This window comes from Mycobacterium sp. DL99, assembly GCF_004762045.1.
Classification (GTDB): Bacteria; Actinomycetota; Actinomycetes; order Mycobacteriales; family Mycobacteriaceae; genus Mycobacterium.
Genome location: NZ_SJOM01000007.1, coordinates 5,042,659 through 5,055,772, shown reverse-complemented (window position 1 = coordinate 5,055,772; position 13,114 = coordinate 5,042,659). Strand labels below are relative to the sequence as shown.

13 protein-coding genes are annotated in these 13,114 nt (G+C 67.1%); 10 read left to right on the top strand and 3 right to left on the bottom strand.

Annotated elements, in window-relative coordinates; all coding sequences use genetic code 11:
* Positions 1–35: 35 nt before the first annotated feature.
* From EYZ64_RS24645 to EYZ64_RS24610, 8 genes are all read left to right on the top strand, one after another.
* Positions 36–863, top strand: a complete 828-nt coding sequence (locus EYZ64_RS24645; protein WP_135457566.1) for an acyl-ACP desaturase — start codon at positions 36–38, stop codon at positions 861–863.
* 200 nt (positions 864–1,063) lie between these two features.
* Positions 1,064–2,377 carry an RNA 5'-3' helicase PhoH2 gene (gene phoH2 / locus EYZ64_RS24640; protein WP_135457564.1) on the top strand — a complete coding sequence of 438 codons (1,314 nt, stop codon included), beginning with the start codon at positions 1,064–1,066 and terminating at the stop codon, positions 2,375–2,377.
* Between the two features lie 79 nt (positions 2,378–2,456).
* Positions 2,457–3,341: a polysaccharide deacetylase family protein gene (locus tag EYZ64_RS24635; protein WP_135457562.1), complete on the top strand. Its 885-nt coding sequence runs from the start codon at positions 2,457–2,459 to the stop codon at positions 3,339–3,341.
* 77 nt (positions 3,342–3,418) lie between these two features.
* Positions 3,419–4,402, top strand: a complete 984-nt coding sequence (locus EYZ64_RS24630; RefSeq protein WP_135457560.1) for an Acg family FMN-binding oxidoreductase — start codon at positions 3,419–3,421, stop codon at positions 4,400–4,402.
* A 23-nt stretch (positions 4,403–4,425) separates the two neighbouring features.
* On the top strand, positions 4,426–4,875 hold the full coding sequence (locus tag EYZ64_RS24625) for a universal stress protein (protein WP_135457558.1): 450 nt from the start codon (positions 4,426–4,428) through the stop codon (positions 4,873–4,875).
* Positions 4,876–4,885: 10 nt separating this feature from the next.
* Positions 4,886–5,527 carry a hypoxia response regulator transcription factor DosR/DevR gene (gene dosR / locus EYZ64_RS24620; RefSeq protein WP_135457556.1) on the top strand — a complete coding sequence of 214 codons (642 nt, stop codon included), beginning with the start codon at positions 4,886–4,888 and terminating at the stop codon, positions 5,525–5,527.
* An 89-nt stretch (positions 5,528–5,616) separates the two neighbouring features.
* The gene (locus EYZ64_RS24615; RefSeq protein WP_135460228.1) at positions 5,617–6,039 is read left to right on the top strand and encodes a pyridoxamine 5'-phosphate oxidase family protein; all 423 of its coding nucleotides are present in this window, start codon (positions 5,617–5,619) and stop codon (positions 6,037–6,039) included.
* Positions 6,040–6,082: 43 nt separating this feature from the next.
* Positions 6,083–7,807, top strand: a complete 1,725-nt coding sequence (locus EYZ64_RS24610) for a GAF domain-containing sensor histidine kinase (protein WP_135457553.1) — start codon at positions 6,083–6,085, stop codon at positions 7,805–7,807.
* 86 nt (positions 7,808–7,893) lie between these two features.
* Here EYZ64_RS24610 and EYZ64_RS24605 read toward each other — a convergent pair whose 3' ends face one another.
* Complete coding sequence (locus tag EYZ64_RS24605; RefSeq protein ID WP_135457551.1) at positions 7,894–9,309, bottom strand: class II fumarate hydratase; 1,416 nt, start codon at positions 9,307–9,309, stop codon at positions 7,894–7,896.
* Positions 9,310–9,336: 27 nt separating this feature from the next.
* A complete protein-coding gene (gene glpX / locus EYZ64_RS24600; protein ID WP_135457550.1) occupies positions 9,337–10,365 on the bottom strand; it encodes a class II fructose-bisphosphatase in 1,029 nt (342 codons plus the stop codon).
* Between the two features lie 55 nt (positions 10,366–10,420).
* On the opposite strand from glpX, the gene EYZ64_RS24595 reads away from it, so the two are divergent.
* On the top strand, positions 10,421–11,059 hold the full coding sequence (locus tag EYZ64_RS24595) for a DUF4245 domain-containing protein (protein ID WP_135457548.1): 639 nt from the start codon (positions 10,421–10,423) through the stop codon (positions 11,057–11,059).
* A gap of 23 nt (positions 11,060–11,082) precedes the next feature.
* A complete protein-coding gene (locus EYZ64_RS24590; RefSeq protein ID WP_167857954.1) occupies positions 11,083–11,883 on the top strand; it encodes a dienelactone hydrolase family protein in 801 nt (266 codons plus the stop codon).
* On the opposite strand, the gene EYZ64_RS24585 is transcribed toward EYZ64_RS24590, so the two are convergent.
* Positions 11,861–13,060 carry an AI-2E family transporter gene (locus EYZ64_RS24585; RefSeq protein WP_135457544.1) on the bottom strand — a complete coding sequence of 400 codons (1,200 nt, stop codon included), beginning with the start codon at positions 13,058–13,060 and terminating at the stop codon, positions 11,861–11,863. The genes EYZ64_RS24590 and EYZ64_RS24585 overlap by 23 nt on opposite strands.
* Positions 13,061–13,114 lie beyond the last annotated feature (54 nt).

Genomic DNA, 13,114 nt, shown 5'->3' with positions numbered 1-13,114 from the left:
TTCAGAAACCTGTAAACCCGGGTTACAGTTACCGCATGGCACAGAAACCTGTAGCTAATGCGCTGACCCTGGAGCTCGAGCCGGTTGTCGAGGCCGAGCTGCGCCGCCACCTGGATACCGAGGACCTCTGGTACGCGCACGATTACGTGCCGTTCGACCAGGGCGAGAATTTCGCCTTCCTCGGTGGCCAGGACTGGGATCCCTCGCAGGTGACGCTTCCCAAGAACGTCACCGACGCCTTGGAGATCCTGCTGATCACCAAGGACAACCTGTCCGGTTATCACCGCGAGCTCGTCGAGCATTTCATCCTCGAGGACAAGTGGGGCCGGTTCCTCGGCCGCTGGACCGCCGAGGAGCACCTGCACGCCGTCGCGCTGCGCAACTACCTCGTCGTCACCCGCGAGATCGACCCGACGGCCAACGAGGACGTCCGCGTCGAGCACGTGATGAAGGGCTACCGCGCCGACAGCTACAGCCAGATCGAGACGCTGGTGTTCATGGCGTTCTTCGAGCGTGCGCATGCGGTGTTCACCCGCAACCTGCGGGCGCAGATCGCCGAGCCGGTGCTGGGCGCGATGGTCGACCGCATCGTCCTCGACGAAGAGCGCCACGAGCTGTTCTTCGCCAACCTGGTGGCACACCTGCTGGGCACCCACCGCGACGAGACCGTGGCGGCCATCGCGGCCCGGGCCGGCGAGCTCGACGTGATCGGCGCCGACATCGACGCATACCAGGACAAGGTCGCTCTGGTGGCCGAGGTCGGCATCTTCGACAAGGCCGCTCTGGCGAAGGTCATCTCCGACCGGATCAGCGCCTGGGGGCTGGCCGATGAGCCGCAGCTCCAGGAGTTCATCAACACGTAACGCGCCGGGCGCCCCACACGCGGCGCGCCAGCCAGCAACCCCGCCGAGGCGGGAGTAGCGTCGAATCCGATGGCTAGCGACATGCTCTGCTGTCCGGACGGTACCGATCGGTTAGATCACGAGAGGACCGGCTCCGGTCCTGGTGCCGCAGTGTCCACCGAGCAACTCGTGTGGGGCCGCGCGGGTTCTAGGAGCGCCACGTGACTGATACTCCTGTCCGTACCTATGTGCTCGACACGTCCGTGTTGCTGTCCGATCCATGGGCATGCACCCGGTTCGCCGAGCATGAAGTGGTGGTCCCGCTGGTCGTGATCAGCGAGCTGGAGGCCAAACGGCATCACCACGAGCTGGGTTGGTTCGCCCGGCAGGCGCTGCGGATGTTCGATGATCTGCGGCTTGAGCATGGACGGCTGGATCAGCCGATTCCTGTTGGCGCAGAAGGCGGCACGCTACAGGTCGAGTTGAATCACATCGATCCGTCGGTGTTGCCAACGGGGTTCCGTACCGAGACCAACGACACCCGGATCCTCGCGTGTGCGGCCAATCTCGCTGCGGAGGGCAAGCATGTCACGCTGGTGAGCAAGGACATCCCGTTGCGCGTGAAAGCCGGTGCGGTGGGCCTGCCTGCCGACGAGTACCACGCACAGGATGTCGTGGTGTCCGGCTGGACCGGGATGACCGAATTCGACGTGGCGGCAGGAGATATCGACACGCTGTTCGCCGACGGCGAGATCGATCTGACCGAGGCTCGGGATCTGCCTTGCCACACCGGAATTCGGTTGCTGGGTGGTAGTTCCTCGGCGCTCGGGCGGGTCAACGCCGAGAAGCGGGTGCAGCTGGTGCGCGGTGATCGCGAAGTGTTCGGCCTCCGGGGAAGGTCAGCCGAACAGCGCGTCGCCCTCGATCTGCTGCTCGACGATTCCGTCGGCATCGTCTCGCTGGGCGGCAAGGCCGGCACCGGCAAGTCCGCCCTCGCCCTGTGCGCGGGCCTGGAAGCCGTGCTGGAACGCCGAACTCAGCGCAAGGTCGTGGTGTTCCGTCCGCTTTATGCGGTCGGTGGACAGGATCTCGGCTACCTGCCCGGCAGTGAGAGCGAGAAGATGGGTCCGTGGGCTCAGGCCGTCTTCGACACCCTCGAAGGGTTGGCCAGCCCCGCGGTCCTCGACGAGGTGCTGTCCCGCGGAATGCTGGAAGTGCTTCCGCTGACCCACATTCGGGGCCGGTCCCTACACGACTCGTTCGTCATCGTCGATGAGGCGCAGTCACTGGAACGCAATGTGCTGCTGACCGTGCTGTCGCGGCTCGGCGCGGGTTCGCGGGTGGTGCTGACCCACGACGTGGCCCAGCGGGACAACCTGCGGGTGGGTCGCCACGACGGCGTCGCGGCGGTGATCGAGAAACTCAAGGGGCACCCGCTGTTCGCCCACGTCACGCTGCAGCGCAGCGAACGTTCGCCGATCGCCGCGCTCGTCACCGAGATGCTGGAGGAGTTCAGCCCCGGCGCGCTGCCCTGAGTTCAGAGTGATTTGTGCACCTCCCGTAACGGCAGGCGTTACGGGAGGTGCACAAATCACCAGCCGGTAGGCTGCCGGAGTGGCGAGGCTCCCCAACAGTCAGGCGTGGCGGTGGACGGCAGTCGGCGTGACCGCCGCGGTCGTGGTCCTGGTGGTGGGGGTGCTCACCGGGCACATCCGCCGGGACGACCCGGATGACGTGGACTGTTCCAAGGAGCGGTGCGTCGCGCTGACGTTCGACGACGGGCCCGGCCCGTACACCGACCGGCTCCTGCAGATCCTGAAGGACAACGACGCCAAGGCCACGTTCTTCGAGATCGGCAACAAGGTCGCCGCCAACCCCGAGGGGGCCAAGCGGGTGGTCGAGGCCGGGATGGAACTGGGCAGCCACACCTGGGAACACCCCAACATGACGACCATTCCGCCCGAGGAGATCCCGGCCCAGTTCAGCAAGGCCAGCGACGCCATCGAGACCGCGACGGGCCAGCGGCCGAAGCTCGTTCGCACGGCAGGCGGACTGGTCAACGACGAGGTGCTGGCCGAGGCCCGCCAGCAGGGGCTGGCCGACATCAACTGGGACGTCATCCCGTTCGACTGGGCCAACGACGCCAACACCGCTGCGACCCGCTACATGCTGATGACGCAGATCAGGCCCAACAACGTCGTACTTTTTCATGACACCTACTCGTCCACCGTGGACCTGGTGCAGCAGTTCATCCCGGTTCTCAAGGCCAACGGCTACCACCTGGTGACCGTCAGCCACATGCTCGGTGAGCGCGAGCCCGGCACCAGCTACGGCAGCCGCGAGAACGGCCCGCCCGTGCCGCCGGCCGAGGCGCTCAAGGATATTCCGCCGGAGGAGATCCCGTCGTTGCCCGCGACCCCCTCGCCCGCGCCGATGCCGAACTTCCCGATCACCGACATCCCCGGGGCGAATTCGGGTGGCCCCAACAACGGGGCCTGACAACTGAGACACACATCGCGTCGGGTTGAGGACCAAAGACCCTAACCGACGGGCTCGGGCACGACGAGGCTAGAAGCATGCCCGACACGATGTTCGATACAGCGACCCTCACCCGTGCGGTGCAGCTGGCATCGCGTGCGCCTTCTCTGCACAACACCCAACCGTGGCGGCTGGTGGCTCAACGTGATTGTCTGCATCTGCACCTCGACCCCAGTCGGGTGGTGACCGCAACCGACCGGTCCTCGCGTGAAGCGATCATCAGCTGCGGTGTGCTGCTGGACCATCTGCGGGCTGCCATGGCCGCAGCCGGGTGGGCCACCGCTGTCGACCGCTTTCCCAACCCCAATGACCCCGATCATCTGGCGACGCTTCAGTTCTCGCCGATGGACTTCGTCACCGACGCCCACCGCCGGCGGGCCGATGCGATCCTGGCGCGGCGCACCGACCGCCTGCCGATGACCGGGTACGCGGACTGGGATGCCTTCGAAGCGTTGCTGCGGGCGCGGTTGCCCGACGGCCCGGTGCATCTGGACGTGCTGGCCGAGGACGCGCGCGAAACGGTGGCCGAAGCCGCGGCGTTGACCGAGTCGCTTCGCCTCTACGACTCCGCCTACCACGCTGAACTTGCTTGGTGGACAACACCGTTCGCAACCGAAGACGGTATCCCGCAGAGCTCGCTGGTGTCGGCGGCCGAAAGCGAGCGTGTGGCGGTGGCACGCACGTTCCCGGTCACCGCACACACCGATCGGCGTCCCAACGTCCGCGACGATTCGGCGACCCTGGTCGTGCTGTCCACGGACGGGTACAGCCGGGCCGACGCCCTCGATGCGGGCGAGGCCCTCTCGGCGCTGTTGCTGGAATGCACGCTCTCGGGCCTGAGTACTTGCCCGGTGAGCCACGTGACCGAGCTGCACGCCAGCCGCGACATCATCGGCACCCTGATCGGCCGCGACGCCTGCCCGCAGCTGCTGGTCCGGATCGGTATCGCCCCGACGATCACCGACGCGCCACCGCCGACTCCGCGCCGCGCCGTCGAGGCCTTCCTGACCTTCGAATCCTGACCGTCCCAAATAGGAGCTGACCCATGACCGACACCCTGATCGATCCCGCCTCCACGACTGCTCCCACCGCTGGTGCGGCCGTCGTGGTCGAAGCCGACGGCCGCACCGCCAGCAACGACGCCCTGCACACCGCGATCGACGAAGCCGTGCGGCGCGGCGCGCCGTTGCGGGTGCTGACCACCTGGGGGGCCCGGCACCGCGAGATGTACGACGCGACCGCCGTCGCTGAGCGCGACCGCCTGTCGGCCGCACAGCTCGAGCGCCGCCTGACCCGTGCGCTGAAGCGCTCGCCAGACCTTGATGTGCAGAGCATCGACGGCTACGACAGCGTTGCGGAATACCTGGCGGTACATCCGGAGTCGGCCCAGGTGCTCGTGCTCGGTGCCGACCACTCGGATTCGGCTGGGTTGCAGGCGGTGTTGGCGCGCTCGGGTTGCGCGGTGCTCACTTGCGATCGGCGCCCCCGGTTGTGAGACTCGGGGAATGATCAGAGTTTTTCTGGTCGATGACCATGAGGTGGTTCGCCGCGGGCTGATCGACCTGCTCAGTGCAGACCCGGAGCTGGACGTGATCGGCGAGGCCGACTCGGTGTCCCAAGCGCTGGCCCGGGTGCCTGCGCTGGCGCCCGATGTCGCGGTGCTCGATGTCCGGTTGCCTGACGGCAACGGCATCGAGCTGTGCCGGGAACTGCTGTCGCGCATGCCTGATCTGCGCTGCCTGATGCTGACGTCGTTCACGTCCGACGAAGCCATGCTGGATGCCATCCTGGCCGGCGCCAGCGGCTACGTGGTCAAAGACATCAAGGGCATGGAACTGGCCCAGGCGATCAAGGACGTCGGGGCCGGGAAGTCGCTGCTGGACAACCGCGCCGCCACGGCGCTGATGGCCAAACTGCGGGGCGACGCCGAGCGCTCCGACCCGTTGGCCGGGCTGACGCAGCAGGAGCGAGTGCTGTTGGACCTGCTGGGGGAGGGGCTGACCAACCGGCAGATCGCGGCCCGGATGTTCCTGGCCGAGAAGACCGTGAAGAACTACGTGTCGCGGTTGCTGGCCAAGTTGGGCATGGAACGCCGCACGCAGGCCGCGGTATTCGCCTCCACGCTCGATCGTCGTGATCACCAGTGATGCCAGGGTCTTTGGTCCCTGGCGGATAGGGCTTTCGCCCATGGTGCCGCGAACTGCGCGGCCATAGCCTCACGGCTATGGGAATCGGAATGTCAACGCGCAGTGAGCCGGTCACGATCCTGTCCGAGCGTGAGTGCTGGGAACTGCTGGGCAGTGTGTCGCTCGGCCGCCTCGTCACCGCAGTCGACGACGAGGCGCACGTCTTCCCGGTGAACTTCGTGGTGCAGAACCGAACCATCCTGTTCCGCACCGCGGCGGGGACGAAGCTGATCAGCGCGGCCATCAACAACCAGGTGGTGTTCGAAGCCGACGATCACACCGCGGCCGAAGGCTGGAGCGTGATCGTGCGAGGTGTTGCACGCACCCTGCGTACGGACGAGGAACTGGCCGAAGCCGAACAGGCGCAGTTACTGCCGTGGACTGCGACGTCGAAAACGCACTATGTGCGGGTGTCCCCGGTCCGGGTCACCGGCCGCCGCTTCCGGTTCGGACCTGAACCGGCCGCCGAGTGACGACCCCGGACGAGCTTGGTGCGCCGCGGCCGGTAGTGCCAGCATGGTGGACGTGACTGGTCACCGTGCGCACCCCGACGATGAACAGCGGACTCCGCAGTTGAGGGACACGCTCTCGCAGCTGCGGTTGCGCGAATTGCTCACCGAGGTCCAGGACCGTGTCGAGGAGATCATCACCGGCCGCGACCGGATCGACGGCCTGGTCGAGGCGATGCTCGCGGTGACCTCGGGACTGGACCTCGAGGTCACGCTGAGCACCATCGTGCGGACGGCGATCGAGCTGGTCGACGCCCGCTACGGTGCGTTGGGTGTCCGTGGCGACGAGCATGAGCTGACCGAGTTCGTCTATCAGGGCATCGACGACGAAACCCGGGCCGTGATCGGGCATCTGCCCGAAGGGCGTGGCGTGCTGGGTGTGCTGATCGACGATCCGAAACCGATCCGGCTCGACGACATCCGCCAACATCCCGCCTCGGTCGGGTTCCCGCCCAATCACCCGCCGATGCGGACTTTTCTGGGTGTCCCGGTGCGGATCCGCGACGAGGTGTTCGGCAACCTCTACCTCACCGACAAGACCAACGGGCAGCCGTTCAGTGAGGACGATGAGGTGCTCGTGGAGGCCCTGGCCGCGGCTGCGGGCGTGGCCGTGGAGAACGCCCGGCTCTACGAACTGTCCCGAGACCGGCAGGCCTGGATCGCCGCCACCCGCGATATCGGCACCGAACTGCTCGGCGGTACCGATCCGGCCAGGGTGTTCCGCATGGTGGCCGATGAGGCGCTCAAACTGACGGGTGCCGACCGGATCGTGGTCGCCGTGCCCGGCAGCGAGGTCCCCGCCGGTGAGGCCGACACCCTCGTGGTGGCCGCCACCGCGGGCAGTCCGACCACGGTCGACTCGATTCCGGTGGGCCCGCACGGAGCGGAGGACGCGGTGGGCGCGGCGTTCCGCGACGGCACTCCGCACCGGCTCGACCGCCTCGAGTTGGACGGCGCGGGTGGCCCGGCGCTGGTGCTGCCGCTGCGTGCCATCGACACGGTGGCCGGTGTGCTGGTGGCCGTGCGCGCCGACGGCGCCCGGAGCTTCACCGCCGAGCAGCTCGACATGGCCGCGGCGTTCGCCGACCAGGCCGCGGTGGCCTGGCAGCTGGCCAGCTCTCAGCGCAGCGTGCAGGAGTTGGAGATCCTGGCCGATCGGGACAGGATCGCCCGGGACCTGCACGATCACGTGATCCAGCGGCTGTTCGCGGTGGGCCTGTCGCTGCAGGGCACGATCCCGCGGGCGCAGTCTCCGGAGGTGCAACAACGGCTCACGGGAACTGTCGATGACCTACAGGCGGTCATTCAGGAGATCCGGACCGCGATCTTCGATCTGCACGGTGCGCAGGCCGGCACGACGCGGCTGCGGCAGCGGCTCGACAAGGTGATCGCCCAGTTCGCCGACGCGCCGATACACATCAGCACGCGGTTCGTCGGCCCGCTGTCAGTGGTCGATGCGACCCTGGCCGATCATGCCGAGGCGGTGCTGCGCGAGGCGATCAGCAATGCGGTACGTCATTCGGGGGCAAGTGAACTCACCGTTCTCGTGGAGGTGGCCGACGACCTGTCCATCGAGGTGTCCGACAACGGCTGTGGGATCGCCGCCGAGGTCACCGAGAGCGGGCTGGGGAATCTGCGGGCCCGCGCGTTGAGCGCGGACGGCCAGTTCACGATCACCGACCGGCCCGGTGGCGGGACCGTGTTGCGTTGGGCCGCACCGCTTCCCGAGTAGCAGCCATACGCCGACCAGACGCAAAAGCACCCGAAAACGCCGGTTATCGGGTGCTTTTGCGTCTGCTCGCGCAGAGAAGGTGAGGGCTACTCGGCGTCCTTGACTTTCGCCATGGCGAGCACATCGAGGCGCTTGTCCAGCTCGGCCTCCGACAGCTTGTCGCCGATCAGGCCGCGGTCGATCACGGTCTGGCGGATGGTCTTCTTCTCCTTCAGGGCCTGCTTGGCGACCTTGGCGGCCTCCTCGTAGCCGATCGCCGAGTTCAGCGGCGTCACGATCGACGGGGAGGACTCGGCCAGGGTGCGCAGGTGGTCCTCGTTGGCCACCAGGCCGTCGATGCACTTGGCGGCGAACAGCTTCGATACGTTGGCCAGCAGGGTGAACGACTCGAGCACGTTGCGGGCCATCATCGGGATGTACACGTTGAGCTCGAAGGCGCCCGACAGGCCACCGACGGTGACGGCGGCGTCATTGCCGATGACCTGGGCGGCCACCTGGGTGACCGCCTCGGGCAGAACCGGATTGACCTTGCCCGGCATGATCGAGCTGCCCGGCTGCAGATCCGGCAGCTGGATCTCGCCCAGGCCGGTCAGCGGGCCCGAGCCCATCCAGCGCACGTCGTTGGCGATCTTGGTCAGTGAGACGGCGATGGTCTTCAGCGCGCCGGACGCCTCGACCAGCCCATCGCGGGCCGCCTGGGCCTCGAAGGAGTCAGCGGCGGTGCGCAATTCGGCCAGACCGGTCTGGTTGACCAGCACCTCGACCACCTTGGGGCCGAAGCCGTCGGGGGCGTTGAGCCCGGTGCCCACGGCGGTGCCGCCGATGGCGAGTTCACCCAGGCGGGGCAGGGTGGCCTTGACCCGTTCGATGCCGGCCTCGACCTGACGGGCGTAGCCGCCGAACTCCTGGCCCAGCGTCACCGGCACCGCGTCCATCAGGTGGGTGCGGCCGGACTTCACCACGGTCTTCCACTGCTTGGCCTTGGCGGCCAGCGACTCGTGCAGAATCTCGAGTGCCGGGATCAGGTGGCGCACAGCGGCTTCGGTGGCCGCGATGTGGGTGGCCGTCGGGAACGTGTCATTGGAGCTCTGCGACATGTTCACGTCGTCGTTGGGATGAACGGTCACGCCGTTGCGGGCGGCGATCGAGGCGATGACCTCGTTGGCGTTCATGTTGGAGCTGGTGCCCGAGCCGGTCTGGAACACGTCGATCGGGAACTGGTCGTCGTGCAGGCCGTCGGCGATCTCACCCGCCGCGGCGATGATGGCGTCAGCCTTCTCGGCGGCCAGCAGGCCCAGGTCCTTGTTGACCTGTGCGCAGGCCGCCTTCAGCAGGCCCAGCGCGCGGATCTGGGTGCGCTCCAGGCCGCGGAAGGAGATCGGGAAGTTCTCCACGGCGCGCTGGGTCTGTGCCCGCCACAGGGCGTTGACCGGCACCCGGACCTCGCCCATGGTGTCGTGTTCGATGCGGTATTCGGTCTCGACAGCGTTGTCGGTGCTCATACGTGCCTTTCTCGGAGGACTTCGGAGTTACGGGAGCGGGTAGGCGGCGGTCTTGTCGCCGGTGAAGTCGATGGCCGAGTACTCGTTGAGTTTCGTCAGCCGGTGGTAGGCCTCGATCATCCGGACGGTGCCGGACTTGGACCGCATCACGATGGACTGCGTGGTGCAGCCACCGGGGTAGTACTGCACGCCCTTGAGCAGGTCACCGTCGGTGACGCCGGTCGCGCAAAAGAAGACGTTCTCGCCCGCGACCAGGTCGTCGGTCGACAGGACCTGGTCCAGGTCGTAGCCCGCGTCGATGGCCTTCTGGCGTTCGGCGTCGTCGGTCGGGGCCAGCTGCGCCTGGATCGCGCCGCCCATGCAGCGGATCGCTGCCGCGGCGATGATGCCCTCGGGTGTCCCGCCGATGCCGGCCAGGATGTCGGTACCCGAGTTGGGGCGGCAGGCCGAGATCGCGCCGGCGACGTCGCCGTCGGTGATCAGCCGGATGCGGGCACCGGCGGCGCGGGCATCGTCGATCAGCTGGGCATGGCGCGGCCGGTCCAGGATGCACACGGTGAGATCGCTCACCGACGCTCCACGCACCTTGGCCACCCGCCGGATGTTCTCACCGATCGGGGCGGTGATGTCGATGGCGTCGGCGCACTCCGGGCCGACGGCGATCTTGTTCATGTAGAACACCGCCGACGGGTCGAACATGGCGCCCCGCTCGGCGACCGCGAGCACCGAGATGGCGTTGGGCATGCCCTTGCTCATCAGCGTGGTGCCGTCGACCGGGTCGACGGCGAAGTCGCACTCCGGTCCGTCGCCGTTGCCGACCTCTTCACCGTTGAAGAGCATCGGTGCTTCGTCTTTCTCGCCCTCGCCGATCACCACGACGCCGCGCATCGATACCGAGTTGACCAGCTCACGCATGGCGTCGACAGCGGCCCCGTCGCCGCCTTCCTTGTCGCCGCGGCCGACCCAGCGGCCTGCTGCCATGGCACCGGCCTCGGTCACCCGGACGAGTTCGAGGGCAAGGTTGCGATCCGGGGCTTCTCCCCGCGTGGGACTCATGGCCCAGATTGTCCCAGAACGTGGTCAACGTTTGGGAGCTGGGATACTGACGAGCATGTCCTCCGAGCCGACGTCTGAGCCAACCCCGGTCCCCAAGCCGGAAAAGTCGCGGTTGTTGCAGGACGGCCGGGATATGTTCTGGTCGATGGCTCCGCTGGTCGTGGCCTGCATCGTACTGGCCGGAATGCTCGGTATGTGCTCGTTTCAGGCCGGTGGGCCCGGGGCGGGTCCGCCTCCGGAATTCGATGCGCCGGCCGCACTGCAGGCCGACGCGGACGCCCTGAAGATTCCGATCCGGCTGCCTCAGCTGCCCGAGGGCTGGCATCCCAACTCCGGCAGTCGCCACGGCATCGACGGTGGTATGACGCTGCCCGGCGGCCAGCATGGCCGCGCGGTGTCCTCGCGTATCGGCTATCTGGCGCCCAACGGCAAGTATCTGAGCCTGACCCAGAGCAACGCCGACGAGGCCGCCCTGGTGGCTTCGATCAAGCCGGATTCGTATGCGTCGGGCACCGAGGATGTCGACGGGGTGACCTGGGTGGTCTACGAGAGCAGCGACCCGGAACCGGTGTGGACGACGAGGCTGAGCGGACCGGCACAGGTTGCGATCACAGGCGCCGGTGGTACTGATGAGTACCGTACGCTGGCGAGTGCGACGCAGAAGCAGTCGCCGCTGCCGACCAAGAGGCCGTGACGCACTAACGGATGGAGCCCGTGTTGTCGTCGCCAGTTGCAGATCTCACCGGGTGGACCGCCACCCCATTCACCGCCGCCGATCAGACCTACGACGTGTACCGCAAGGGCGAAGGCCCCGGTGTGGTCCTGATTCCCGAGATTCCCGGCCTGCATCCCGGGGTGCTCGCGCTGGGCAACCACCTGGTGGAAAACGGCTTCACGGTGGCCGCCCCGTCTTTGTTCGGCACCCCCGGCGCGGCTGCGGTACGTCCGGGTGCCATCCCGGTCATGCTGAAGGCCTGCGTGACAAAGGAATTCGCCGCCTTCGCGACGAACGCCGACCGGCCCGTCGCGCATTACCTGCGGGCGCTGGCCCGCGATCTGAACGCCAACACACCCGGTAAGGGCGTCGGCGTCATCGGGCAGTGCTTCACCGGCGGGTTCGCACTTGCCGCCGCGGTGGACGACAGCGTGCTGGCCCCGGTGCTGAGCCAGCCGTCGGTGCCGGTGGCCCTGACCGCGGCGCAGAAGCGCGATCCGGGCATGTCGGAGGCCGAGCTCAAGATCATCGAACAGCGCGCCGCCAATGACGGCCTGTGCGCACTGGCGCTGCGCTTCAGTCAGGACCGGCTGGCACCAGGGGAGCGGTTCGCCACCCTCAAGGCGCGGCTCGGCGACGCATTCGAGGTCATCGAGATCGACTCGAAGAAGGGCAACGCCGACGGCATCCCGGCGTCGGCGCATTCGGTGCTCACCGATCAGGTGCGCGAGGTCGACGGGCATCCCGCGTATGAGGCACGGAAGCGGGTGGTGGCGTTCCTTACGGAACGTCTGGTGGCGTAACCGCCGACGGGGATTCGTCGGCGGCATCGGCGGTGTCGGCCTCCGGCGCCGGGGCCGCGCCCTTCTGCCGCCGCGACCACAACTTCTTGCGGGGCGCGTCGGGCTCGTCGGTTTCGAGCTCGACGCCCTTGTAGACGGCCAGGTACACGCTGACCGTGGTGACGATGATGATCATCAGGACCGGCCCGATCACCAGACCGAAGAAGCCGAACATCGAGATGCCGGCGAACACCGCCAGCAGCATCAGCGCGGGATCGAGTCGGGCCGCCTTGGGCACCAGCCACGGACGCAACAGATTGTCGATGTTGGTGACCACCAGCAGGTGGAACACCACCACGAAAATACCGCCGAAGATGTTGCCGAAGAACATCATTCCGATGCCGAACGGGATGGTGACGATGCCGCCGCCGAGCGGGATGACCGACAGCGCGGTCAGCAGGATCGCGAAGACGAAGAACCCCTCGTGGAAGCCCGCGATGTAGATCGATATCGCCCCGGCCACGCCCTGGCAGAACGCGATCACGAACTGGCCCTTGACCGTTCCCTTCACCATGGCGCCGGTCTTGGCCAGGTACAGGTCGGTGATCTCCTCACCCAGCGGATTCAGCCGGCGGATCAGGGTGGCCATCTCGTCCTTGTTGACCAGCATCGAGATGAACACGTACAGGAAGATGATCGACGAGGTGATGGCGCCGACCATGCCGCCGACTGCCCCCTGCAGGACGCTCAGCAGCCATTCGCCGAGGTGCTGGGAAAGCTTGATTACGGTGTCGCGCAATGAATCTGCGCTGAGGCGGATGTCCAGGAAGGGCACCCGTGCCAGCAGTGAGTTGACCAGTTGCAGGGCCCGGTCGCCCAGGGTGCTGAGGTCGGTGTTGCCGATCCAGTTGCTGACCGTGTTGACGAGCTGGGTGACCTGGACGATGGCCATGAACACCACTAGCGACACCGGGATGATCACCATGAGTATGGCGACCAACAGCGTCAGCGTGGCCGAGAGGCCGGTACCGAATCTGCGCTGAAACCGTTGGTAGAGCGGGGTGAACAAGTAGGCGCCGACCGCGGCCATCACGATCAGGACGAAGAAGCTGCGCAGGAAGTAGGCCCCGAGTAGCAGGGCGAGCACTGTGAAGACCGCCAGCGCTCGCTTCTGGGTGAGGGTGAACTGGTCTTTCATCAGATCCCTTCCCGACGTTGCGCTGACCCTATCGTCACGCGGGCGTGACGGTCG

Coding starts and splice junctions, on each gene's coding strand:
- dosR (WP_135457556.1), top strand. CDS start 4,886: ATGATCAGAGTTTTTCTGGTCGATGACCATGAGGTGGTTCGCCGCGGG.
- glpX (WP_135457550.1), bottom strand. CDS start 10,365: ATGAGTCCCACGCGGGGAGAAGCCCCGGATCGCAACCTTGCCCTCGAA.
- EYZ64_RS24605 (WP_135457551.1), bottom strand. CDS start 9,309: ATGAGCACCGACAACGCTGTCGAGACCGAATACCGCATCGAACACGAC.
- EYZ64_RS24625 (WP_135457558.1), top strand. CDS start 4,426: ATGACCGACACCCTGATCGATCCCGCCTCCACGACTGCTCCCACCGCT.
- EYZ64_RS24630 (WP_135457560.1), top strand. CDS start 3,419: ATGCCCGACACGATGTTCGATACAGCGACCCTCACCCGTGCGGTGCAG.
- EYZ64_RS24645 (WP_135457566.1), top strand. CDS start 36: ATGGCACAGAAACCTGTAGCTAATGCGCTGACCCTGGAGCTCGAGCCG.
- EYZ64_RS24585 (WP_135457544.1), bottom strand. CDS start 13,060: ATGAAAGACCAGTTCACCCTCACCCAGAAGCGAGCGCTGGCGGTCTTC.
- EYZ64_RS24595 (WP_135457548.1), top strand. CDS start 10,421: ATGTCCTCCGAGCCGACGTCTGAGCCAACCCCGGTCCCCAAGCCGGAA.
- EYZ64_RS24610 (WP_135457553.1), top strand. CDS start 6,083: ATGGTGGACGTGACTGGTCACCGTGCGCACCCCGACGATGAACAGCGG.
- EYZ64_RS24615 (WP_135460228.1), top strand. CDS start 5,617: ATGTCAACGCGCAGTGAGCCGGTCACGATCCTGTCCGAGCGTGAGTGC.